Raw genomic sequence first — 21,976 nt, 5'->3', positions numbered from 1 at the left:
CCCCGAAGCCGCCCCGCCCCGCCCCGCCGTTACTTTCCCTCCGCCAGCGTGTGCGCCACCAGCGCGTTCGCGTGGCCGTGGCCCAGGCCGTGGTGCGTCTTGAGCCAGGCCACCAGCTCCATGTGCTTCGTGAGCGGCGAGGACCTGATGAGGTCCTGCCACTCCGCGATCGGTCGCCCGTACTTCTTCTCGATGGAGGGGAAGTAGCTGGCGGGGCCCTTCACGTTGTCGGCCATGGGTCTCCTACGTCTTCATCGCGGTGCCGTCGCATGCCCGTCGCATGCCGTCGCATGTGATGACCGCCGCAGCCCCCGCAACTGAGCGCCGAACCAAGGTGATCTGCATCACACGAGTCGGGTCAGGTCCTGGCCCGTCGACGGGCTTCCTTGATCTCGCGGGCGACGGCCCATGCGTCGGCGACCGGGCCGAGGTGGGTGAGCTTCTCCGGGTTGTTCAGGCCGCGGATGGTCCGGACGCGGCCGTCCCGCACGTCCAGGGCCATGAGGTGGAGCACCTTTCCGTCGCGGTCGCGGAAGATCGCGCCGGGCTGGCCGTTGATGTCGTGCGGCTCGCACGTCACGTCGATCCGCAAGAGCCACGGGTAGACCGCGGCCAGCAGGCGGGCCACGTTCACCGCACCCGAGACGGCCTTGGCGAGCTGCGGGGCGTTGCCGCCCGCATCTCCCACGAGCTGCACGTCGGCGGCCAGCAGGTGCTGGAGCCCGTCCACGTCGCCGTCCTTCAGCGCGTCGAAGAACCGCGCCGCCAGTTCCCGGCGCTCGTGCCGGTCGGCCGCGAACCGCGGCCGGCCGGCGTCCATGTGCCGGCGCGCCCGCACCAGCAACTGGCGGCACGCCGCCTCCGAGCGCCCCACCGCTTCGGCGACGTCGTCGAAGCCGAAGGCGAAGACCTCCCGCAGCACGAACACCGCCCGCTCCAGCGGGCTGAGCCGTTCGAGCAGCAGCAGCGCGGCCATGGACACCGAGTCGGCCAGTTCCACCGCGCGCGCGGGATCCTCGTACGGGTCGCTGAGCAGCGGTTCGGGGAACCAGGGGCCGGTGTACGCCTCGCGCCGCACGCGCGCGGAGCGCAGTACGTCGATGGAGATGCGGGTCACCGTCGCCGACAGGAAGGCCTTGGTCGACGTGGGGCGGGTCGCCGAGGCGGCGTAGCGCAGCCACGTCTCCTGCACGGCGTCCTCGGCCTCGCCGACGCTGCCCAGGATCCGGTAGGCGATCGAGAAGAGCATCGCCCGCAGTTCCTCGAATTCCTCGACCTTGCTCACGTGTGGTTCCCCCTGACGTCCCCACGGCCCGGCCCGGCTCACCGGCCCGGGCACCCTGGCGATGATCATCCGGAGCGGCGGCGGCCCGCCGCAACGACCGGTGTCGGCCTCAGTGCAGCTGCCCGGGCCGGTAGTCGCCGGCGGGCTGCTGCGCGATGACGTTCAGCCGGTTGGCCATGTTCATGAACGAGATCATGAGCGTGAGCGCGGTGAGCTGCTCGGTGTCGTAGTGCTTGGCGGCGTTCGCCCACGCCTCGTCGTCGACCCCGCCGGCCGCGTCCGCGATCCGGGTGCCCTGCTCGGCCAGTTCCAGGGCGGCCCGTTCGGCCTCGGTGAAGACGGTGGCCTCGCGCCATGCGGCCACCAGGTGCAGCCGTACCGGGGTTTCACCGGCGGCGGTGGCGTCCTTGGTGTGCATGTCGATGCAGAAGGCGCAGCCGTTGATCTGGCTCACGCGCAGTGCCACCAGTTCCCGCGTGGCGGCGGGCAGCGGCGCTTCCTTGAGTGCCGCGCCCGCCGACATGACGTACTTGAGGGCCTTGCCGGCGGTCGGGCTGGCGAAGTAGTTCAGTCGCGCGTCCATGGTGTGTTCCTCCGTCGTCGTCCGTGGCTGCACCCTTGGGACGAGATGGCGCGGGGTTCTGTGACATGGAGGGTGGCGCGGGCGGGTGTGAGCTGCGTCTCCTCCGCGCTTAGCCTGGGCGCCATGAGCAGCGAAGACAGCAGAGGCAGCGAAGGCACCGCAGACACCAAGGGCTACGGGGACGAGGCAGGCGGCGAAGGCCCCGCCGGCGGGCGGATCGGCGACGAGGAGTTCCGGGCGGTGCTGCACGCCCTGCGCGTGTGGGACTCCCCGCTCCCCGGCTTCGACCCCGGGTCCGCGCCCGGCGAGCCGGTGGCGTTGTTCCGGGAGTGGTTCGTGCACGCCGCGCGTGCGGGCCAGTCGGAGCCGCACACGATGAGCCTGGCCACGGTGGACGGGGACGGGCGGCCCGACGTACGGACGCTGATGCTGCACGACGCCGACGGGCGGGGCTGGCACTTCGCCACGCACGCCACGAGCGCCAAGGGCGTGCAGTTGGCGGCGCGCCCGGAGGCGGCGCTCGGGTTCTACTGGCCGTCCGTGGGCCGGCAGGTGCGCGTGCGGGGCGCGGTCACCGCGTGCGGCCCCGAGGAGAGCCGGGCCGACCTGGCGGTCCGTTCGCGCGGTGCGCTCGCGGCGGCGCTCACGGGGCGGCAGAGCGAGCTGCTGGGCTCGGTGGAGGAGCTGGTGCGGGCCTCGGCGGCCGCCTGGGAGCGGGCCGGGTCGGAGCCGGACGCGCCGGCTCCGACCTGGACCCGGTACGTCCTGGCTCCCGCGGAGGTGGAGTTCTTCCAGGGGGATGCCGCCCGCAGGCACGTTCGTCTGCGCTACCGGCGGGCCGCCGGAGGCGGGTCCTGGGTCCGCGAGCTGCTCTGGCCCTGAGGGGCAGGCGGGGCGGCACCCGATGCGGCGGTGCCGGCAGCCGATCCGGTGATGTCGGCACCCGATCCGCCAGTGCCCGTCTCGGCCCCGACAGTGCCCGCGCCCCCGCCCGGGGTTGCCCGCCCCCGATCCCGCCGGTGTCCGCCCCTACGCCCCGGATGCCCCTGGCCCGGATGCCCCTACGCCCCGGCCGCCCCCGGCGTGCCCGACCCCGTCCGGGCCCCGGGGGTCCGGCCGGAAGACGGCCACCCACAGCCCGTCGGCGGCCTCGCGGAAGGTGACGGTCAGCGGCATGCCGATGCGCAGGTCCGCGGGTGCGCAGTCCACCACCTCGGTCATCATCCGCGGGCCTTCGGCCAGGTCGACGACGGCGGCCGTGTAGGGGACGCGCGTGTCGAACGGCGGGAGGTCGTTGCGGTGGACGACCGACCACGTGTGGAGGGTGGCCCGGCCGCCGGCGGTCTCCCAGGTCACGCGGTCCTCGCCGGCCCAACAGTGGGGGCAGAACTCGCGCGGGTAGTGGTGCGCCCGCCCGCAGTCGCCGCAGCGGCGCAGCAGGAGCCGGCCCTGCGCCGCCGCGTCCCAGTAGGGGCGGGTGAAGTCGTCGGCCTCGGGGAGGTCGTGGCGCACGGCGGCGCTCACAGGAAGAGTCCGAGCGCCGCGTCCAGGGACCAGGTCTGCCAGGACAGGGCGAGGAGGGCGACGAGCGAGATGAGCGCCATCATCGCGTTCTGCCCCTGCTCCGCCCAGTCGTGGATCATCAGCACGAGGTAGAGGAGGTTCAGCAGGAGTCCGCCGATCAGTGCGACGGGGGTCAGGAAGCCGAGGACCAGGCCCAGCCCCAGGGCGAGTTCCGCGTAGACGACGATGTACGCCATCGTCTTCGGCCGTGGGGCGACGACCAGGTGGAAGCCGGCCTTGACGAAGGTCCAGCGGTGTTTGTCCGCGACGTCGGCGGCCCATGCGATGCCGGTGCCGCGTTCGAACCAGCCCTTCTTGTCCTTGTGCCGCCAGCTCTCCAGCCACCACAGGCCGAGGCCTATCCGGAGCACGGCGAGCCATTCGGCCCCACTGAGCCAGACGGTCTGCATCGGCAGCCCCACCTTCTCCCCACTGATCTGACGGTACGTCAGTTCAGCGGATGCGGAGCGATCCCGCAAGGGCCCCGGCCGGCCGCGACCCGCTCCCGCAGCAGCAGCGGGCGCCGGGAGGGCCGCGACCGCCGCCGGGCCGGAACCCGGCCGTGACCGATCCGCAATCGATTCCCTCCTTCTCCGAGACCCATCAACCCAGCGTGGCGATACGATCACACCTCATGTCCGGAGTCCCCACACCAGCGGTCGACATGACCACGCAGCCCCGCCCCGTGTACGTCATCGGGGCCGGTCCCGGCGGCCTCGCCGCGGCCGCCGCCCTGCGCGCCCGCGGGGTCCGCGCGGTGGTCGTCGAGAAGTCCGACACCGTCGGCGCGTCCTGGCGGCGCCACTACGACCGGCTGCGCCTGCACACCACCCGCCGGCTGTCCGCCCTGCCGGGTCTGGCGATGCCGCGCCGGTTCGGCCGCTGGGTCTCCCGCGACAACGTCGTGCGGTACCTGGAGAAGTACGCCGAGTTCCACGAGCTGGAGCTCGTCACCGGCGTCGAGGTGACGCGTATCGAGCCCGACCCCGCGGACGAGGGCGGCTGGACCCTGCACGCCAGCGGCGGTCGGGTGCTGAGCGCGGCGGCGGTCGTCGTCGCGACCGGTTTCAACCACACGCCCCGGCTGCCCGACTGGCCGGGCGCCGAGTCCTACGGCGGCCGGCTGCTGCACGCCGCCGATTACCGCAACCCCCTGCCCTACGCGGGCCGGGACGTCCTGGTCGTCGGCGTCGGCAACACCGGCGCGGAGATAGCCGCCGACCTCGCCGAGGGCGGCGCGGCGCGGGTGCGGCTCGCCGTGCGCACCGCCCCGCACATCATGCGCCGCTCCACCGCCGGCTGGCCCGCCCAGCGCAGCGGGATCCTCGTGCGGAGGCTGCCCGTACGGCTCGTGGACCGGCTGGGCGCGGTGGTGGCCCGGGCCTCCGTCCCGGACCTGTCCGCGTACGGGCTCCCGCGGCCCGCCACCGGCCTGTACAGCAGGGTCCGGGAGGGTGCGATCCCGGTCCAGGACGTCGGCCTGGTCGACGCGGTGCGCGCCGGCCGGGTGGAGCCGGTGGCGGCCGTGGAGTCCTTCGACGGGCCCGAGGTGGTGCTCGCGGACGGCTCGCGCATCACCCCTGACGCCGTCATCGCCGCCACCGGGTACAGCCGCCGGCTGGAGGGGCTCGTCGGCCACCTCGGGGTACTGGACGAGCGCGGCCGGCCCCGCGCGCACGGCGCCCGGACCTGCGAAGGGGCGCCCGGCCTGTACTTCACCGGCTTCACCAATCCGATCAGCGGGATGTTCCGGGAGATGGCCCTGGACGCGGAGAGGATCGCCAAGGCGGTGGCGCGGCGGACGGCCCGCCCCTGAGTGCCGCCCGCGGGCGCCTCGCAGGAGATGGTCCAGGTCGTACATCCGCCGCCACCAGGCCTGCCGCCGGTGCGGCTTCCCGGGGGCGGACGGGTCGGGCACGGTCCTGCGCCGCAGCTCCTCGTCCAGCGGCACGAGCAGGGCCTCCCGTTCGCGGTGCGGCCACGGGGAGCCCGCGCACGGCGGGGCGCCGGCGCTCCTCGCGGGGGATCGCGGCGACCGTGCGGGAGGGGAGCGGGTCGATCCGGACGGGCCGCGGCCGGGGCGGCCGGTCGTACGGGCAGTGGTCGGTGCCCGCATTCATCGGCCGCGGCAGGGCTCGTCGTGCCCGCACCGCGCCGGGCCGTCCGGTGCGTGTCTTTCGGATCATGCGACCGCCGGGAGCGACGGCCGCCCGGCGCGGGGCGCGGGGTGATCTCGGCCTGAAGTGCACTCTGGACCGGGTCCGGCGGAGTCTGCCACCGTTCACCACATCACCTCCACCAGCTTTCCTGCGCAGCCCTGTTCCTGACGTCACGTCAGTTCAGTAATCTGACTACACGTCAGTTATTGAGGTCCATCGAGGTTCATCGAGCAGGAGCGGGCGGAACGATGCTTGGATCTACTCACGGCACCCTCACCACCGACTTCCGCGCACGAGTCGAGGCCTGCGGGGAGACCCCCAGGGCGGCCGTCCACTCGTCGGCGGCCCCCTCCGCCGACGACGCGGTCCCCCTGGACGTCAGCGGACGGCCGCTGCACGCCGACGTACCCGACCTCGACCGGTTCTTCCGGCCCGAGTCCGTGGCGGTCGTCGGCGCCTCCGACGCCGACGGCAGACCCAACACCGGCATCACCCGGCGGCTCATCGCCTGGGCGGAGCGCGTCGGCGCCCGGATCCACCCCGTGCACCCCACCCGCCGCACCGTCTTCGGACTGCCCTGCCACCCCTGTGTGGCCGAGCTGCCCGAACAGGTGGACCTCGCCGTCCTGCTGGTCTCCGATCCGCTGCCCGTCATCGAGGAACTGGCCGACACCAAGGTGAAGTTCGCCGTCGCCTTCGCGTCCGGCTTCGCGGAGACCGGCGACGCCGGGGCCGCCGCGCAGGAACGCCTCGCGGCCGCCGTCCGGCGCTCGGGGCTGCGCCTGCTGGGACCCAACACCAATCTCAACGCCTTCGAGGACTTCCGCGACGACCTCGACGGTCCGGCGATCGCCCTGATCACGCAGTCCGGCCACCAGGGCCGGCCCGTCCACACCCTCCAGGAACTGGGCATCCGGCTGTCCCACTGGGCCCCCACCGGCAACGAGGCCGACCTGGAGACATCCGACTTCCTCTCCTACTTCGCCGAACAGCCCGAGGTCGGCGCCATCGCCTGCTACGTCGAGGGCCTCAAGGACGGCCGGTCCTTCCTCCTGGCCGCCGACCGGGCCGCCCGCAACGGCGTGCCCGTCGTCGCCGTCAAGGTGGGCCGCACCGAGACCGGCGCCCGCACGGCCGCCTCCCACACCGGGAAGCTGACCGGCGCCGACACCGTCGTGGACGCCGCCATGCGCCAGTTCGGCATCATCCGCGTCGACGGCCTCGACGAGCTCCAGGACACGGCCGCCCTCCTCGCCCGCGCCCGCAGGCCCCGGGCCGACGGCGTCGTCGTGTACTCCATCTCCGGCGGCACCGGCGCCCACTTCTCCGACCTCGCCACCGAGGCGGGCCTGACCCTGCCCACCCTCTCGCAGGCCAAGCAGGACGAGCTCCACCAGTGGATCCCGCCGTACCTCAGCGTCGCCAACCCCGTCGACAACGGCGGGCACCCCGTCGGCGACTGGCGCGGCCGGAAGATCATCGACGCGATCCTCGCCGATCCCTCGGTGGGGGTCCTCATCTGTCCGATCACCGGCCCCTTCCCCCCGATGAGCGACAGGCTCGCCCAGGATCTCGTCGACGCCGCCGAGCAGACCGACAAGCTGGTCTGCGTGATCTGGGGGTCCCCCGTCGGGACCGAGGCCGCCTACCGCACCACCCTTCTCGGCTCCTCCCGCGTGGCCACCTTCCGCACCTTCGGCAACTGCATCACCGCCGTCCGCGCCTACCTCGGCCACCACCGCTTCACCGCCGGCTACCGCTCGCCCTTCGAGGACGCACCGCGCACGCCCTCGCCCTCGTACCGCAAGGCGCAGGCGTTGATGCGGCCCGGTCAGCAGCTCAGCGAGCACGCCGCGAAACAGCTCCTGCGCGCCTACGGAATACGTGTGCCCCGCGAGCAGCTGGTGACGAGCGCGGCGGCGGCGGTCCGCGCGGCCGGGCTGGTCGGGTACCCGGTGGTGATGAAGGCCTCCGGCCCGCAGCTCGGCCACAAGACCGAGCTGGGCCTGGTCAAGATCGGTCTGACCTCCGCGAGCCAGATCCGCGACGCCTACCGCGAGCTCACCGACATCGCCCGCTACGAGAACGTCCCGCTCGACGGGATCCTGGTCTGCCAGATGGTGGAACGGGGCGTCGAGATGGTCGTCGGCGTCACCCAGGACGACCTCTTCGGCCCGACCGTCACCGTCGGGCTGGGCGGCGTCCTCGTCGAGGTCCTGCACGACGCGGCGGTCCGCGTCCCGCCGTTCGGCGAGGACCAGGCCCGCGCGATGCTGCAGGAGCTGCGCGGCCACGCGCTGCTCGAAGGGGTCCGGGGTGCGCCCCCGGCCGACGTGGACGCGCTGGTGGAGGTGATCCTCCGGATCCAGCGCATGGCGCTGGAGTTCGGCGACGAACTCGCCGAGCTGGACATCAACCCCCTGATGGTCCTCCCCCGGGGCCAGGGCGCGGTCGCCCTGGACGCCCTCGCCGTCTGCCGCTGACGCTGCGCCCGCCCGCCCGGCCACCGCTGCGCGGGGGCTCGGGGCAGCGCCCGCGCAACGGCGCCGCACCCACCGCACCGGACCGCACCGGACCGCACCGGATCGCACCGAACGGGAGTCTCCGCATGACCCGCGCCCCCGAGGACACCGTCCTGCACCGCACCGAGAACCACGTCTCCTGGATCACCCTCAACCGCCCCGACGCCATGAACGCCCTCACGGGGGACCAGCGCGAGCGCGTCATCGCGCTGCTCGCCGACGCCTCCGCCGACCCCGCCGTCCGCGCGGTCGTCCTCACCGCCGGCGGCAAGGGCTTCTGCGCGGGCGCCGACCTGCGCGGCGGCCCCTCCACGGGCGGCGACCGCGTCGCCGGCGACGTGGCCCGCATGATCCGCCTCGGCGCGCAGCGTCTGATCACCGCGGTCCTCGACTGCGAGAAACCGGTGGTCGCCGCCGTGAACGGCACCGCCGCCGGCATCGGTGCGCACCTCGCCCTCGCCTGCGACCTGGTGATAGCCGCCGAGGGGGCCCGTTTCATCGAGGTGTTCGTGCGCCGCGGCCTGGTCCCGGACGGCGGCGGCGCCTACCTGCTGCCCCGCCTGGTCGGCCCGCAGAAGGCGAAGGAGCTGATGTTCTTCGGCGACGCCGTCCCGGCGGCCGAGGCCGCACGCCTCGGCCTGGTCAACAAGGTGGTCGCGGCCGAGGAGCTCCAGGCCGCCGCCCGGGAGTGGGCCGAGCGGCTCGCCCAGGGCCCCACCCGGGCACTCGCCCTGACGAAGCAGCTGGTCAACGCCTCTCTGGACGGTGACCGGGCGGCAGCACTGGCCGCCGAGGCCACCGCCCAGGAGATCAACATGACCACGGCCGACGCGAACGAGGGCGTGGCGGGCTTCGTGGAGCGCCGCACGCCCACGTACCGCGGCCGCTGACCGGGGCCCGAGGAGGTCCGCCGGCCGGCCTACATCCGGGGGTCGGGCTTCAGCAGCGCGAACACCGCGCCGGCGGGGTCCGCGAGCCAGCCGATCCGCCCGACGTCCGGCACGTCGGCGGCCGGCATGAGGACGGTCCCGCCGCTCTGCCGCGCCCTGTCGACGGTGGCGTCGACGTCCGCCACGTGGAAGTAGGGCACCCAGCGCGCCTCCTGTCCGTCGCCCGCGCCCTCGCCGAGCGGGGCGACCCCGCCGAAGGAGGCGTCCTCCTGGTCGCCGTCGGCGGTGCTCAGGACGCGGTACGTCATCCCGGGCGTCTGCATCTCGGAGTGCCGCCACCCGAACAGTCCGGCGTAGAAGGCGATGTCCGCCACCGGGTCCGGTACGTGCAGCTCCGCCCACACCAGCGTGTTCTCGGCGGAGGCCACCTCGAAGCCGGCGGTCTTCCCGGGCTGCCAGCAGGCGAAATCGGCGCCCTGCGGGTCGGTGAACTGCGCCAGCCAGCCCTCCCCCATGACGTCCATGGGCTCCATGCGCACCGTTCCGCCGCCGGCCCGGACCGCCTCGGCGGTGGCCCTGATGTCGGGGGTCATGAAGTGGTGCATCCAGGCCGACCGGGCGCCTTCCTCGGTGAGCGGTCCGAGCGCGGCGACGGTCTTGCCGCCCTGCCGGAAGAAGCCGTACCCGCCGGCCTCGGGGCCCGCGGGGACGAAGTCCCAGCCGAAGACGGCCCCGTAGAACGAGGCGGCAGCGCCGGTGTCGGGGCTGCCGAGGTCGAGCCAGTTGGGTGATCCGGTGCGGAAGTCGGTGCCGAGCATGGTCCCTCCGGGGGTGGGTGCGGCGGCGGTACGGGTCGGTGCCACGATGCCGAGCCTCCTGACCCGTCCGGCCCCGCGGAGCCGCCCGCCAGCCCGGTTTCACCCGTCCGGACGCATCCGTCCGCCGCTCCGCCGCTGTGAGGGGGTCCGGTGTCCCGCATCGCCGCGCCCCACCCCTTCACATCTGACGAACCGTCAGCTTCAATCGGGGTGTGATGGGACATGCAGGGATGGCGGCCACCGTCGTCCGATACCTCCGCTCAGTCGGCTCCCCCACCTCCGCCCTGGGACAGCGGGCGGCCGAGTCCGTCGACGCCCTGCCACGGCCCGATCTGCGGGCCGTCGGGGACGACGAGCGCGCGCCGGTGAGCCCGGCCGAATTCCGGGCCGTCCTGGGGAACTTCGCGAGCGGGGTCACGGTGGTCACGGCGCCGCCCGGCGCGGACGAGGACGGGCCCGCCGGCTTCGCCTGCCAGTCCTTCGCCTCGCTCTCCCTGGACCCGCCGCTGGTCACCTTCATGGTGGCCCGTACGTCGACCACGTGGCCGCGGATCGCCCGCGCCGGGGTGTTCTGCGTCAACATCCTGGGGGCGGAGCAGGGCGAGCTGTGCCGTTCCTTCGCCGTCAGCGGCGCGGACAAGTTCGCCGGGGTGGCCCACCGCCCGGCCCCCGTCACCGGCTCGCCGCAGCTGGACGCCGTACCGGCCTGGATCGACTGCCGGATCCACGCCGTCCACACCGGCGGGGACCACCTCATCGTCGTCGGCCGGGTCCTGGCCATGGGCGCGGCCGGAGAGGGCGACCCGCTGCTCTTCCACAAGGGCCGCTTCGGCCGCCTGGCCGGCTGAGAGGCCCGAGCGCCTGCCGCCGGCCCGCCCCCTGCGGGACGGACCGGCAGCCGCCGCGGCCGGCGTCAGAAGGTGAGCACGCCGCGCGCCACCCGCCCGTGCTGGGCGTCGTCGACGGCCCTGGCGAAGTCCTCGACCGGATACACCTGCGTCACCAGCTCGTCCAGCAGCAGCCTGCCCTGCCGGTAGAGCTCCGCGTACAGCGCGATGTCCCGCTGCGGGCGCGAGGAACCGTACCGGCAGCCCATGATCGTCTTGTCGAGGTACATCGACGAGACGAGGAAGGACGCCTCCTCGTCGAAGCCCGGCACGCCCAGCAGCACCGCCTGGCCGTGGCGGTCGAGGAGGTCGACGGCCTGCCGGATCAACCCGACCCGGCCCACGCATTCGAAGGCGTGGTCGGCGCCGGTGGGCAGGATCTCGCGGACCGCCGCCGGGGAGTCGGCGACCGCGGACGCGTCGATGAAGTGCGTGGCCCCGAACTGCCGGGCGGCGGCCTCCTTCGCCGGGTTCGCGTCCACCGCCACGATCGTCGTGGCCCCGGCGATCCGGGCGCCCTGGAGCACGTTCAGCCCGATGCCGCCGGTGCCGATGACGACCACCGTCTCGCCGTTGTCGACCCGGGCCCGGTTCAGGACGGCCCCCACCCCCGTCAGCACGCCGCAGCCGATGAGTGCCGCCGACGTCAGCGGGATGTCCGCCGGGATCCTCACCGCCTGAACGGCCTTGACGAGGGTGCGCTCCGCGAAGGCCGAGTTCGAAGCGAACTGGTGCAGGGGCTCGCCGCCCCGCGAGAACGGCTGCCCGGGCCTGCCGATCGCCTTGCGGCACATCGTCGGGCGGCCCCGGTCGCAGTCCGCGCACGCCCCGCAGTTGGCCAGCGTCGACAGCGACACGTGGTCGCCGGGCGCCACGTGCGTGACCCCCTCGCCGACGGCCTCCACCACCCCGGCGCCCTCGTGCCCCAGCACCACCGGCGGCGGGAACGGGATCGTGCCGTCCATCACCGACAGGTCGCTGTGGCACAGCCCCGCCGCCCGAATCGCGACCAGCACCTCCCCCGGCCCCGGGTCCCGGACCTCCAGGTCGTCGACCACCCGGGCCTGCTTGCCGTCGAACACGACGCCTCTCACCTGGACTCCTTAGGCAGGCCGAGCACCCGCTCGGCGATGATGTTGCGCTGGATCTCGTCCGAACCGCCGTAGATGGTGTCGGCGCGGGTGAACAGGAACAGGCGCTGCTCCTCGTCGAGTCCGAGCTCGTACGGCAGCCCCGGTGCCCACTCCGCGGGCCCGGCCGCGGCGGCCGCGCCCCGGACCTCCACCGCCAGCTCCCCGAGCCGCCGGTGCCAGCCGCCCCAGAGCAGCTTGGCCACGCTCGGCGAACCCGGGTCCCCCTGCCCGCCCAGGGTCCGCAGGGCGTTCCACCGCATGGTGCGCAGCTCGGCCCACTGCCGTACGAGGCGGTCGCGCACGACCGGGTCGGCCGGCGCCCCCGACGCCGCCGCCGAAGCGGCATGGAGCCCGAGGACCCGCTCCAGTTCGGCGGCGAAGCCGATCTGCTGGACCAGGGTCGAGACGCCGCGCTCCAGCGCGAGGAGCCCCATGGCCACCGCCCAGCCGTCGCCCTCCCCGCCCACGACCTCCGCGGCCACCGCCCCGTCGAAGAAGACCTCGTTGAACTCCGACGTCCCCGACATCTGCCGGATCGGCCGCACCTCGACGCGGCCCGGCTGGTCCATCCGTACGAGCAGGAAGGACAGCCCCCGGTGGCGCCGGGAGGCGGGCTCGGTGCGGGCCAGGACGAAGCACCAGTCCGCGTCGCCGGCGAGGGAGGTCCAGATCTTCTGCCCGGTGACGCGGAACAGCCCGTCGGCCGGGTCGCGCACCGCGGCCGTGCGGATGGCCGCGAGATCGGACCCGGCACCCGGTTCGCTGTAGCCCTGGCACCACAGCTCCTCGCCCCGGGCGATGGCGGGCAGGAAGCGGTGCTGCTGCTCCGTGCTGCCGTGGGCGAGCAGGGTGGGCGCGAGGAGGTTCTCCCCGATGTGGCCGACCCGGGCGGGAGCGCGCAGCGCCGCGTACTCCTCGGCCCACACCACCTGGCCGGTCAGGGACAGCCGCCGCTGCCCGAAAGCGCCGGCCGGCGCCTCCCAGCCCTGCCCGATCCAGCCGCCGCGGCCCAGCTCCCGCTCCCACGCCCGCCGGACCTCGACCCCCTGGTGCTCGCTGCCCGGCCCGCCGAGGCCGACGGCCTGCGCGTACGGGCCCACGAGGTGCTCCGCCAGCCACGTCCGGGCCTGCCCGCGCAGCTCCTCGTCCTCGGCTCCGAAACCGAAATCCACGGCGCTCCCCCGTCAGGCGTTGGGACGGTCCTTGGCGGCCGCCGCCTTGGCCATGGCCTCCAGCTGCGCCAGCATCGGCATCGGGTCGGTGCCGACGGTCCCGGGCAGGAAGTCGGCGATCCGCTCCGGGGTCCAGGAGCCGTCGGCGTATCCGGCCCGCAGTTCGCGCGGTTGCGCCCAGACGGCGATCTTCGGGCCGGCGATCGTGTAGACCTGCCCGGTGATCCGCTCGCCGCCGGCGGCGACGGCCCTGTCGGAGAGCAGGTAGGTGACGAGCGCGGCGACGTCCTCGGGCTCGCCGATCTCCTTCAGCTCCATGGGGACGTTCGCCGACATGCGGGTCCGGGCCACGGGCGCCACGGCGTTGGCGGTGACGCCGTACTTGGCCAGGCCGAGCGCGGCGGAGCGGACGAGCGAGATGACCCCGCCCTTGGCTGCGCTGTAGTTGGCCTGGGCGACGGAGCCCTGGTGGTTGCCGCTGGTGAAGCCGATCAGGGTGCCCGATCCCTGGCGGCGCATGACGGCGGAGGCTGCGCGGAAGACGGTGAAGGTGCCCTTGAGGTGGGTGGCGACCACCGGGTCCCACTCCTCCTCGGACATGTTGAACAGCATCCGTTCGCGCAGGATGCCGGCCACGCAGACGACCCCGTCGAGGTGCCCGTACTGCGCGAGCGCGGTGTCGACGATGCGCTGCCCGCCGGCCATGGTGGAGATGTCGTCGGCGACGGCGACGGCCTCCCCGCCGACTGCCCGGATCTCCTTCACCACGCCGTCGGCGATCTCGCTCGTGGGCGCGCCGCCCTCGATGCCGACGCCGTAGTCGTTGACGACGACCCTGGCGCCCTCGGCGGCCGCGGCGAGTGCCACGGCCCGTCCGATGCCCCGGCCGGCGCCAGTGACGGCGACGACCTTGCCTGCCAAGAAGTTCCCCACGCCGGCCCCTTCCCGCGGTTTCTGACGGACCGTTAGATTTTATGGGTAGTCGGACGCACGCGCACAAGCCCTCGTCGCCGCACATTCACGCAAGGAGCCGTCGACGCCCATGACCCTGCCCGCCGAGTTCCACGACATCGCCAAGCGCGTCAACAACTGGGGGCGCTGGGGCGCCGACGACGAGATCGGCACCCTGAACCTGATCACCGAGGAGGTCGTACGGTGCGCCGCCGCGGAGGTCCGCAGCGGCCGCCGCATCCCGCTGGCAGTCCCCCTCAAGGAGGACGGGGTGCAGGTCGGCATGATCCCCGGCCGGATCAACCCCCTGCACACGATGGTGCAGATCAACCAGGAGCTCTTCGGTCCGGGCACGGTCGCGTGCAGCGACGACGCCGTCAGCATGGGCCTCCAGGCGGGCACCCACTGGGACGCCCTCACCCACGTCTCCCATTCGGGCAGGATCTACAACGGCCGCCCCGCCTCCACCATCACCGCGCACGGCCGGGCGGAGTTCAGCGGCATCGACAAGGCCACCCCCGTCGTCTCGCGCGGGGTGCTCCTCGACGTGGCCCGCGCGAAGGGCCTGGACCGCCTGCCGGTCGACCACGCGGTGACCCCGGCGGACCTGGCGGAGGCCGAGGAGTTCGGCCGCGTCACGGTCCGCGCCGGCGACATCGTCCTCGTGCGCACCGGGCAGATCCAGGCGTACCTGGCGGGCGACAAGCACGGCTACGGCTTCCCGTCCCCCGGCCTGTCCGTCCGTACGCCGGAGTGGTTCCACGCGCGGGACGTGGCGGCCGTCGCGAACGACACCCTGACCTTCGAGATCTTCCCGCCGGAGATCGACCACCTGTGGCTGCCCGTCCACGCCCTCCACCTGGTGGAGATGGGCATGCTGCAGGGCCAGAACTGGGACCTCGAAGAACTGTCCACAGCCTGTGCAGAAGAGGAGCGGTACGCCTTCCTCCTCTCCGCCATGCCGGAGCCCTTCGTCGGCGGCACCGGCACCCCGGTGGCCCCGGTGGCCCTGCTCTGAGGGGGTTCGCGCAGGCGGCGGGGGGTGGGGCGACCCCGGGGACCCGGGCGCCGCACCGGATGGAACCATGTTGTGTCCATGACGCGTCACCGTTCTCGCGTCACCCCCCGCTCCTCACCACCCTCAGCACTGGAGAAGCGCATGACCAACCCGTACCAGGCGTCCCCGCCCCCGCCCCCGCCGCCCTTCACCCCGGTCCCGCCGCGGCGCTCGGGCGGCAAGTTCGTCCCCTTCCTGGTCCTGGCCCTGGTCGTCGGCGGCGCCTACGGTGCCTCCAAGGTGCTCGGAGCGGACGACAGCAAGTCCACCACGTCCACCTCCACCACGGCCTCCCCCTCCGCCAAGCCCACGGCGAAGGACCCCGGGTCCCCCGAGTCCTCCTCGGACACCTCCAGCGCGTGGAAGGTCGGCGACTGCGGCGGCCCCGACCCCTCGAAGGGCACCGACGCCTACAAGCGGACCGGCTGCTCCGACTCCGGGGCGAGCTTCAAGGCCATCGACATCAAGGAAGCCAGCATCCTGCCGGGCTCGATCCAATGCCCGCCGGGCACGGACGTGATGATCGAGGTGAGCATCTCCTACAACGGCGGCAAGTCGAGCGGCATCCCGACCAACACCGTCTGCGGCCGCAACCTGTCCAACGACCACCCCGGCGACGCGGGCGCCGGCGGCGGCCAGCTCGTGAAGGGCGACTGCGTGACCTCCCAGGCCAAGGAGGTCCCCTGCAGCAGCTCGGGCGCACAGAAGGTCCTCGGCCTGGTCAAGACGAAGGAGGAGTGCCCCTCCGGCACCACCGACCCCATCCGTCTGACCATCGCGGTGGGCCGCCCCTACGACGTCATCTGCACCGACGGCTGACCTCCGCCCCGCGGGAGTCCCGCCCCGGCAGGCCCGGCCATCCGGCCGACGGCGCCGCCCGGCCACCCGCCCGCACGATGCGGGTGGCGGCGGCGCGCGTGCACGCCCCGAGCGCGGCACGGCAGCCGCCACCCCGCGACCCGCACTCGTCAAGGCGTGTCCTTGGCGTCCCCTCGCGTCGAATCGCTCCACACCAGGGTGATCAAAAGGTGACGAACCGTCAACACCTCGTTAGAGGTACACGCGCGGTTCCCGCACCGACGTGTGAACCTCGGCCGGACAGCAGGAGTCCGCGGAGGCGCTGCTGGACGCCGCGTCCGACTCCCCCTTCCGCGCCCGGTCGATCTCGCACCAGATCCGTTTGCCCGAGCCCTCGCGCTGCCAACCCCACCGGTCCGCCAGCCCGTCCACCAGCTCCAGGCCGCGCCCGCCCGTGTCCTCCCCGCAGGCCTGCCTGCGGGCCGGCGCCCGGTCGCTCGTGTCGGCCACCTCGACGCGCACCCCCGGCCCCCCGAACAGCATGCGCAGCACGGCCGGACAGCCCGTGTGCACGACCGCGTTCGTGACCAGTTCCGAGATCAGCAGGACCAGCGTCTCGGCGAGCGGCTCGTCGTCCCCTATGCCCGATCCCGCCAGCCGTGACCGCGCCCACCGACGGGCCCGGCCGACCTCGGCGGGATCCGCGCCTACCTCCAGCTGAACCTGAAGCACCTGCACCGCTCACACCATCCGAACCGGCGGACACTTCGCCTCGCGACGGGGCGGGATCACCTTCCGTGACCCCCTTGCGTAGCAGCATGGTTGACATACAGTCACCACAACAAGCGCTTCGGGCATATTCCCGCGCGATGGAGTAGGCGTGGTGCATACTGTGCGACGCTCACGCCGCTCAACCGCTCGCATTTGTGGGAGCGTACCGGAGCATGCCCCCGACTCCGGGCTGTAATGCGGCGGGCGAAGGACACAAAGCTATATCAACTCTCTGTAATCGGACATGCGTCCCGCGTCGTTCCTCCCGTACCCCTCCCCGCGCCTCCTGGCCCACCCGTCGCACCCTGCCACCCCGCCGCGTCCAACAGCTCAGCAGCCAGCACTTCCTCCGCCTCCGCCGCCGTCCGCCACTGCTCGGCCCGCACCCAGGCCCGCTTCAGATGCAGGTGCACATCCGCCTCCCACGTGAAGCCCATCCCGCCGTGCACCTGCAGACAGTCCCGGGCGTTGCGCACCGCCGCCTCGTCCGCCAGCAGCTTCGCCGCGGCCACCTCCCCCGCCCCGCCCGTCACCGCGGCCGCGTACACCGCCGTACGGGCCACCTCGGCCCGCACCAGCATCCCCGCGCACAGGTGCTTCACCGCCTGGAACGCCCCGATGGGCTGCCCGAACTGCTCGCGCTCGCCCGCGTACCGCACCGCCAGCTCCACCGTCCGCAACGCGCTCCCCACCTGGAGCGCGGCTGTCAGCAGCGCCCCCTGCGCCGCGTACGCCGCGGCGCAGCCCGGCCGCTGCACCCGGTACAGCGGCGTCAGCGGGTCCGCCGAACGCACCGGCACGCCCTCCGGGAGCACGGCCGCCCCGAGCACCGCGTCCGCCTCCCCCAGGTGGGCCACCAGGTCCCCGCCCAGGTCGAACGCGGTCACCACCGCCGTCCCCGTCGCGGCCCCCGGCACCACCCCGGCGGCCAGGTGCGTCGCCACCAGCGGCCCCGGTACCAGCGCCCGCCCGGCCTCCTCGAAGACGAGCACCGCCTCCGCCGGCCCCAGCCCCACCCCGCCCTCCGACTCCGGCAGCCGCAACGCGAAGAACCCCGCCCCGCCCAGCTCCCGCCACAGCCCGCGGTCCACGCAGACCCCGGTGTCCACCGAGGCGCGCAACGCCTCCCGCCCGTACCGGCCCTCCAGCAGGCCCCGTACGCCCGTCCGCAGGTCCCGCTGCTCCTGCGTCGGCTGGAAGTCCATCCCGCTCACCGGCCCTTCGGGAGGCCGAGGATCCGCTCGGCGACGATGTTCCGCTGGATCTGCGAGGTGCCCGCCGCGATGGTGTACGAGAGGGAGGAGAGCCGGTCCAGCGTCCACTCCTCCTCCAGAGACAGCGACGCCGCCCCCAGCACCTCCGCCGCCACGTCGTAGAGCTCCTGACGGGCGTGCGAGTAGGCCAGCTTGAAGACCGAGCCGCCGACACCCGGCACCCCGCCCGGCGACCGCTCGGCCTCGCTCACGTTCCACTGGGTCAGCCGCCACAGCGCGCCGAACTCCCCGTGCAGCCGCCCCAGCCGGCGCCGCAGCACCGGGTCGTCCCAGCGGCCGTTCGCCTTCGCCGTACGGGCCAGCTCACCCAGGGTCCTGCGGCACGCGACGACCTCGCCGACGAAGGCCGTGCCCCGCTCGAAGGACAGCGTGACCATGGTGACCCGCCAGCCGTCGTTCTCCGCACCCACCCGGTCGGCCACCGGCACCCGCACCTCGTCGAGGAACACCTCCGCGAACTCCGTCGACCCGGCCAGCGTGCGCAGCGGCCGCACCGTCACCCCCGGCGCGTCCATCGGCATGGCCAGCCAGGAGATCCCGCGGTGCTTGGGGGCTTCGGGGTCGGTGCGTACGAGCAGCTCGCACCAGTCGGCGACCTCCGCGTGCGAGGTCCAGATCTTCGATCCGGTGATCACGTAGTCGTCGCCGTCGCGGACCGCCCGCGTGCGCAGCGAGGCCAGGTCGGAGCCCGCGTCCGGCTCGCTGAACCCCTGGCACCACACCTCCTCGCCGCGCAGCACGGGCGGCAGCCAGCGCGCCCGCTGCGCGGCCGTGCCCTCGGCGGCGATGGTGGGGCCGGCGTGCAGCAGGCCGACGAAATTCGCGCCGACGTAGGGGGCGCCGGCCCGCTCGGTCTCCTCCAGGAAGATCAGGTGCTGGGTCGGGGTGGCGCCCCGACCTCCCGCGTCCACGGGCCAGTGCAGGCCGGCGTACCCGGCTTCGTACAGCCTGCGCTGCCAGCCCAGGTCGTAGGCGCGCCGGCCCGGCCAGTCGTCGGGGGAGGGGCGGGCGGGCAGCTCGGGGAGGGCCTTGGCGAGCCACTCGCGCAGCCGCGCCCGGAAGTCGCGCTCCTCGTCGGTGTACGTCAGGTCCATCAGCGGCGGCCCGTGTCCCCGGCCCGGTCCCGCTCCCTGCCCCGGTCCCGGTCCTCGCCCCGGTCCCGCTCCTTGCCCCGGTCCTTGTCCAGGTCGAGGCCGAGCATGCGGATGGCGTTGCCGCGCATCAGCTTGTAGACCGTCTCCCCGTCCAGGCCCCGCACGTGGTCGAGGGCGACCTCCCTGGTGTGCGGGAAGGTGGAGTCCACGTGCGGGTAGTCGGTCTCGAAGGTCGCGTTGTCGCGGCCGACGACGTCGAGCGAGGCGATGCCGTGCTTGTCGCGGAAGAAGCAGCAGAACATCTGCCGGTAGTAGTACGTCGACGGCGGCTCGGGGATCAGGTCGCGCACCCCGCCCCACGCCCGGTGCTCCTCCCACACGTCGTCCGCGCGCTCCAGGGCGTAGGGGATCCAGCCCATCTGGCCCTCGCTGTAGGCCAGCTTCAGCGTCGGGAACTTCACCAGGACGCCGCTGAAGAGGAAGTCCATCATCGAGGCCATCGCGTTGTTGAAACTGAGCGACGCCTGGACGGCGGGCGGCGCGTCCGGGGAGGCCGCGGGCATCTGCGAGCTGGACCCGATGTGCATGTTGACCACCGTGCCGGTGTCCTGGCACACCGCGAAGAAGGGGTCCCAGTAGCCGGAGTGGATCGAGGGCAGCCCCAGGTGGGTCGGGATCTCGGAGAAGGTCACGGCGCGCACGCCGCGGGCCGCGTTGCGCCGGATCTCGGCCACCGCCAGGTCGATGTCCCACAGCGGGACGATGCACAGCGGGATCAGCCGGCCGCCGCTGTCGCCGCACCACTCCTCGACCATCCAGTCGTTGTAGGCGCGCACACAGGCGAGGGCGACCTCCTTGTCGTGCGCCTCGGCGAAGGTCTGCCCGCAGAAGCGGGGGAAGGTCGGGAAGCACAGCGATGCCTCGACGTGGTTCAGGTCCATGTCGGCGAGGCGCGCCTTGGGGTCCCAGCAGCCCCGGCGCATCTCCGCGCGGGTGATCCCCTCCAGGGTCATGTCGTCGCGGTCGAAGCCGACTGCGGCGATGTTGCGCTTGTACGGGAACTTCAGGTCCTCGTAGATCCACCAGTCGGTCGGCGGCCCGTCCGGGTCCATGGAGATCACGTACTTGCCGCCCGTGTACTGGAGCTCGCCGATGCCGGCGGTGAGCGCCTTGGGTCCGCGGTCGCGGTACTTGGCGGGCAGCCAGACGTCGAACAGGTGCGCGGGCTCGATCACATGGTCGTCGACGCTGATGATCCGAGGCAGTTCCATGGGCTCCCCAATCCGGTGCCGATCCGGCGCCAATCCCGTGCCGATCTGATGGATCGTCAGAAACAAGCTAGCCCCGGCACCCCTGGACCGACAAGCGCGGGCGCCCTACGCTCTGCGCTTGATCTGACTGACCGTCAGTCAATCGGCCAAGGGGAGGTCTGGCATGACGGACACCGCGACCGCGACAGAACTGAGCCGCTCCCGCACCCTGTGGGAACTCATCGCCCGCCGGGCCGCACTCACCCCCGACACCACCGTCCTCATCGAAGCCGCCGACGACCCCGCCGCCGACCGCACCCTCACCTTCGGCGCACTGCGCGACCGCTCCGAACGCGTCGCCGCAGGCCTCTACGACCTGGGCGTACGCCCCGGCACCGTCGTCGCCTGGCAGCTCCCCACCCGCATCGAGACGGTACTGCTCACCGCCGCCCTCGCCCGGATCGGCGCCGTCCAGACCCCCGTCATCCCCTTCTACCGCGACCGCGAGGTCGGCTTCGCCCTCCGCGAGGCCAAGGCCGAATACCTCGCGATCCCCGGGGTGTGGCGGGGCCACGACTACCCCGCCATGGCCCGGCGGCTCGGCGCGCGCGGCGTCTTCGACGCGTACGCCTCCCTCCCCGACGGCGACCCCTCCGTACTCCCCCCACCGCCCGCCACCGGCACCGACGTCCGCTGGATCTACTGGACCTCCGGCACCACCTCCGACCCCAAGGGCGTCCTGCACACCGACCGCTCCCTCATCGCCGGCGGCTCCTGCCTCGCCCACGCCCTGCACCTGACCCCGTCGGACGTCGGCTCGATGGCCTTCCCCTACGCCCACATAGCCGGACCCGACTACACCGTGATGCTGCTGCTCTACGGCTTTCCCGCGGTCCTCTTCGAGAAGTTCGCGATGCCGGACGCCCTCGACGGCTACCGCCGCCACGGCGTCACCGTCGCCGGCGGATCCACCGCCTTCTACTCCATGTTCCTCACGGAACAGCGCAAGGCCCCCGACGTCCCCCTCATCCCCACCCTCCGCCTCCTCGCGGGCGGCGGCGCCCCCAAACCGCCCGAGATCTACCACGCGGTCGTCCGCGAACTCGGCTGCCAGCTCACCCACGGCTACGGCATGACCGAAGTCCCCATGATCACCATGGGCGCCCCGGACGACACCCCGGCCAACCTCGCCACCACCGAGGGCCGCCCCCCTCAGGGCATGTCCATCCGCATCACCACCCCCGACGGCACCCCACTGCCCCCGTGCACCGACGGAGAGGTCCGGCTGCGCGGCGAGGCGGTCTGCCAGGGCTACCTCGACCGCGACCAGTCGGCCGAGGCCTTCGACCGCGACGGCTACCTGATCACCGGCGACCTGGGCCATCTGACCCACGACGGCTACCTCGTCCTCACCGGCCGCAGCAAGGACGTCATCATCCGCAAGGGCGAGAACATCTCCGCCAAGGAGATCGAAGACCTCCTCCACCGCCTCCCGGGCGTAGCCGACGTGGCGGTCATCGGCCTCCCGGACCATGCCCGCGGCGAACGCGTCTGCGCGGTCGTCGAACAACCCCCCGGCGCCGCCCCCCTCACCCTCCCCCAACTCACCGCCTACCTCCGCACCGAAGGCCTGGCCCCCCACAAACTCCCCGAACAACTGGAACTCCTCGACGCGCTCCCGCGCAACGAAGCCCTGCGCAAGGTCTTGAAATACAAGCTGCGCGAGCGCTACGCGTAGGAGCCGGGGGTGAGGGGTGGGGGGTGGGGTT

20 protein-coding genes and 1 pseudogene are annotated in these 21,976 nt (G+C 73.2%); 8 read left to right on the top strand and 13 right to left on the bottom strand.

Annotated features, from left to right (window positions below):
* Positions 1–29: 29 nt before the first annotated feature.
* The 3 genes from IF89_RS0131755 to IF89_RS0131745 all read right to left on the bottom strand — a co-directional run bounded on the left by IF89_RS0131755 (position 30) and on the right by IF89_RS0131745 (position 1,868).
* On the bottom strand, positions 30–236 hold the full coding sequence (locus tag IF89_RS0131755; protein ID WP_030775370.1) for a DUF4287 domain-containing protein: 207 nt from the start codon (positions 234–236) through the stop codon (positions 30–32).
* A 122-nt stretch (positions 237–358) separates the two neighbouring features.
* A complete protein-coding gene (locus tag IF89_RS0131750; protein WP_030775366.1) occupies positions 359–1,285 on the bottom strand; it encodes an RNA polymerase sigma-70 factor in 927 nt (308 codons plus the stop codon).
* A 109-nt stretch (positions 1,286–1,394) separates the two neighbouring features.
* The gene (locus tag IF89_RS0131745) at positions 1,395–1,868 is read right to left on the bottom strand and encodes a carboxymuconolactone decarboxylase family protein (protein WP_030775362.1); all 474 of its coding nucleotides are present in this window, start codon (positions 1,866–1,868) and stop codon (positions 1,395–1,397) included.
* A gap of 123 nt (positions 1,869–1,991) precedes the next feature.
* Between IF89_RS0131745 and IF89_RS0131740 the strand changes: the two genes are divergently transcribed.
* A complete protein-coding gene (locus tag IF89_RS0131740; RefSeq protein WP_078628631.1) occupies positions 1,992–2,750 on the top strand; it encodes a pyridoxine/pyridoxamine 5'-phosphate oxidase in 759 nt (252 codons plus the stop codon).
* 231 nt (positions 2,751–2,981) lie between these two features.
* On the opposite strand, the pseudogene IF89_RS0131735 reads toward IF89_RS0131740, so the two are convergent.
* Together IF89_RS0131735 and IF89_RS0131730 are read right to left on the bottom strand one after the other, a co-directional pair.
* Positions 2,982–3,425, bottom strand: a pseudogene (locus IF89_RS0131735) (Zn-ribbon domain-containing OB-fold protein); the annotation flags it as partial.
* Complete coding sequence (locus IF89_RS0131730) at positions 3,389–3,841, bottom strand: hypothetical protein (RefSeq protein WP_030775354.1); 453 nt, start codon at positions 3,839–3,841, stop codon at positions 3,389–3,391. The gene IF89_RS0131730 and the pseudogene IF89_RS0131735, both read right to left, overlap by 37 nt.
* A 224-nt stretch (positions 3,842–4,065) precedes the next feature.
* On the opposite strand from IF89_RS0131730, the gene IF89_RS0131725 reads away from it, so the two are divergent.
* From IF89_RS0131725 to IF89_RS0131715, 3 genes are all read left to right on the top strand, one after another.
* The gene (locus tag IF89_RS0131725) at positions 4,066–5,247 is read left to right on the top strand and encodes a flavin-containing monooxygenase (protein WP_030775352.1); all 1,182 of its coding nucleotides are present in this window, start codon (positions 4,066–4,068) and stop codon (positions 5,245–5,247) included.
* A 591-nt stretch (positions 5,248–5,838) separates the two neighbouring features.
* Positions 5,839–8,073, top strand: coding sequence for an acetate--CoA ligase family protein (locus IF89_RS0131720; RefSeq protein ID WP_030775349.1), 2,235 nt, complete (start codon positions 5,839–5,841; stop codon positions 8,071–8,073).
* A 125-nt stretch (positions 8,074–8,198) separates the two neighbouring features.
* On the top strand, positions 8,199–9,002 hold the full coding sequence (locus IF89_RS0131715) for an enoyl-CoA hydratase/isomerase family protein (protein ID WP_030775347.1): 804 nt from the start codon (positions 8,199–8,201) through the stop codon (positions 9,000–9,002).
* Between the two features lie 29 nt (positions 9,003–9,031).
* Here the strand turns inward: IF89_RS0131715 and IF89_RS0131710 are convergent, their stop codons facing one another.
* Positions 9,032–9,820: a VOC family protein gene (locus IF89_RS0131710; RefSeq protein ID WP_030775345.1), complete on the bottom strand. Its 789-nt coding sequence runs from the start codon at positions 9,818–9,820 to the stop codon at positions 9,032–9,034.
* Positions 9,821–10,050: 230 nt separating this feature from the next.
* Here IF89_RS0131710 and IF89_RS0131705 point away from each other — a divergent pair, with 230 nt between their 5' ends.
* Positions 10,051–10,668: a flavin reductase family protein gene (locus IF89_RS0131705; RefSeq protein ID WP_030775343.1), complete on the top strand. Its 618-nt coding sequence runs from the start codon at positions 10,051–10,053 to the stop codon at positions 10,666–10,668.
* 65 nt (positions 10,669–10,733) lie between these two features.
* Here IF89_RS0131705 and IF89_RS0131700 read toward each other — a convergent pair whose 3' ends face one another.
* The 3 genes from IF89_RS0131700 to IF89_RS0131690 are packed head-to-tail and all read right to left on the bottom strand — an operon-like array spanning position 10,734 to position 13,945.
* Complete coding sequence (locus IF89_RS0131700) at positions 10,734–11,801, bottom strand: Zn-dependent alcohol dehydrogenase (RefSeq protein ID WP_030775341.1); 1,068 nt, start codon at positions 11,799–11,801, stop codon at positions 10,734–10,736.
* Positions 11,798–13,012: an acyl-CoA dehydrogenase family protein gene (locus tag IF89_RS0131695; RefSeq protein ID WP_030775339.1), complete on the bottom strand. Its 1,215-nt coding sequence runs from the start codon at positions 13,010–13,012 to the stop codon at positions 11,798–11,800. Before IF89_RS0131695 ends, IF89_RS0131700 begins: the two co-directional genes overlap by 4 nt.
* Before the next feature lie 12 nt (positions 13,013–13,024).
* Entirely contained in the window at positions 13,025–13,945 is a 921-nt protein-coding gene (locus tag IF89_RS0131690; protein ID WP_030775336.1) for an SDR family NAD(P)-dependent oxidoreductase, read from the bottom strand.
* Between the two features lie 109 nt (positions 13,946–14,054).
* Here IF89_RS0131690 and IF89_RS0131685 point away from each other — a divergent pair, with 109 nt between their 5' ends.
* Both IF89_RS0131685 and IF89_RS38515 read left to right on the top strand, forming a co-directional pair.
* A complete protein-coding gene (locus IF89_RS0131685; protein WP_030775334.1) occupies positions 14,055–14,981 on the top strand; it encodes a cyclase family protein in 927 nt (308 codons plus the stop codon).
* A 141-nt stretch (positions 14,982–15,122) separates the two neighbouring features.
* Entirely contained in the window at positions 15,123–15,839 is a 717-nt protein-coding gene (locus IF89_RS38515; RefSeq protein ID WP_051807906.1) for a hypothetical protein, read from the top strand.
* Between the two features lie 231 nt (positions 15,840–16,070).
* Here IF89_RS38515 and IF89_RS0131675 read toward each other — a convergent pair whose 3' ends face one another.
* From IF89_RS0131675 to IF89_RS0131660, 4 genes are all read right to left on the bottom strand, one after another.
* The gene (locus tag IF89_RS0131675) at positions 16,071–16,556 is read right to left on the bottom strand and encodes an ATP-binding protein (RefSeq protein WP_030775330.1); all 486 of its coding nucleotides are present in this window, start codon (positions 16,554–16,556) and stop codon (positions 16,071–16,073) included.
* Between the two features lie 257 nt (positions 16,557–16,813).
* Complete coding sequence (locus tag IF89_RS0131670) at positions 16,814–17,794, bottom strand: acyl-CoA dehydrogenase family protein (protein WP_051807908.1); 981 nt, start codon at positions 17,792–17,794, stop codon at positions 16,814–16,816.
* A 5-nt stretch (positions 17,795–17,799) separates the two neighbouring features.
* Positions 17,800–18,957, bottom strand: coding sequence for an acyl-CoA dehydrogenase family protein (locus tag IF89_RS0131665; protein ID WP_030775326.1), 1,158 nt, complete (start codon positions 18,955–18,957; stop codon positions 17,800–17,802).
* Positions 18,957–20,228: an amidohydrolase family protein gene (locus tag IF89_RS0131660; protein WP_078628630.1), complete on the bottom strand. Its 1,272-nt coding sequence runs from the start codon at positions 20,226–20,228 to the stop codon at positions 18,957–18,959. The genes IF89_RS0131665 and IF89_RS0131660 overlap by 1 nt, the downstream gene beginning before the upstream one ends.
* Positions 20,229–20,391: 163 nt before the next feature.
* Between IF89_RS0131660 and IF89_RS0131655 the strand changes: the two genes are divergently transcribed.
* The gene (locus IF89_RS0131655) at positions 20,392–21,945 is read left to right on the top strand and encodes a class I adenylate-forming enzyme family protein (RefSeq protein WP_030775322.1); all 1,554 of its coding nucleotides are present in this window, start codon (positions 20,392–20,394) and stop codon (positions 21,943–21,945) included.
* The last annotated feature ends 31 nt before the right edge of the window (positions 21,946–21,976 follow it).

The organism is Streptomyces sp. NRRL F-2664 (genome assembly GCF_000719345.1).
In the GTDB taxonomy this organism is placed as follows: Bacteria; Actinomycetota; Actinomycetes; order Streptomycetales; family Streptomycetaceae; genus Streptomyces.
Note: the sequence above shows the minus strand (reverse complement) of the source record. Positions and strands in the feature narration are given on the sequence as shown.

What these genes read in the sequence shown, in the direction of transcription:
- IF89_RS0131755 (WP_030775370.1), bottom strand. Translation starts at nt 236, where the DNA reads ATGGCCGACAACGTGAAGGGCCCCGCCAGCTACTTCCCCTCCATCGAG.
- IF89_RS0131745 (WP_030775362.1), bottom strand. Translation starts at nt 1,868, where the DNA reads ATGGACGCGCGACTGAACTACTTCGCCAGCCCGACCGCCGGCAAGGCC.
- IF89_RS0131740 (WP_078628631.1), top strand. Translation starts at nt 1,992, where the DNA reads ATGAGCAGCGAAGACAGCAGAGGCAGCGAAGGCACCGCAGACACCAAG.
- IF89_RS0131730 (WP_030775354.1), bottom strand. Translation starts at nt 3,841, where the DNA reads ATGCAGACCGTCTGGCTCAGTGGGGCCGAATGGCTCGCCGTGCTCCGG.
- IF89_RS0131725 (WP_030775352.1), top strand. Translation starts at nt 4,066, where the DNA reads ATGTCCGGAGTCCCCACACCAGCGGTCGACATGACCACGCAGCCCCGC.
- IF89_RS0131720 (WP_030775349.1), top strand. Translation starts at nt 5,839, where the DNA reads ATGCTTGGATCTACTCACGGCACCCTCACCACCGACTTCCGCGCACGA.
- IF89_RS0131715 (WP_030775347.1), top strand. Translation starts at nt 8,199, where the DNA reads ATGACCCGCGCCCCCGAGGACACCGTCCTGCACCGCACCGAGAACCAC.
- IF89_RS0131710 (WP_030775345.1), bottom strand. Translation starts at nt 9,820, where the DNA reads ATGCTCGGCACCGACTTCCGCACCGGATCACCCAACTGGCTCGACCTC.
- IF89_RS0131705 (WP_030775343.1), top strand. Translation starts at nt 10,051, where the DNA reads ATGGCGGCCACCGTCGTCCGATACCTCCGCTCAGTCGGCTCCCCCACC.
- IF89_RS0131685 (WP_030775334.1), top strand. Translation starts at nt 14,055, where the DNA reads ATGACCCTGCCCGCCGAGTTCCACGACATCGCCAAGCGCGTCAACAAC.
- IF89_RS38515 (WP_051807906.1), top strand. Translation starts at nt 15,123, where the DNA reads ATGACCAACCCGTACCAGGCGTCCCCGCCCCCGCCCCCGCCGCCCTTC.
- IF89_RS0131670 (WP_051807908.1), bottom strand. Translation starts at nt 17,794, where the DNA reads ATGGACTTCCAGCCGACGCAGGAGCAGCGGGACCTGCGGACGGGCGTA.
- IF89_RS0131665 (WP_030775326.1), bottom strand. Translation starts at nt 18,957, where the DNA reads ATGGACCTGACGTACACCGACGAGGAGCGCGACTTCCGGGCGCGGCTG.
- IF89_RS0131660 (WP_078628630.1), bottom strand. Translation starts at nt 20,228, where the DNA reads ATGGAACTGCCTCGGATCATCAGCGTCGACGACCATGTGATCGAGCCC.
- IF89_RS0131655 (WP_030775322.1), top strand. Translation starts at nt 20,392, where the DNA reads ATGACGGACACCGCGACCGCGACAGAACTGAGCCGCTCCCGCACCCTG.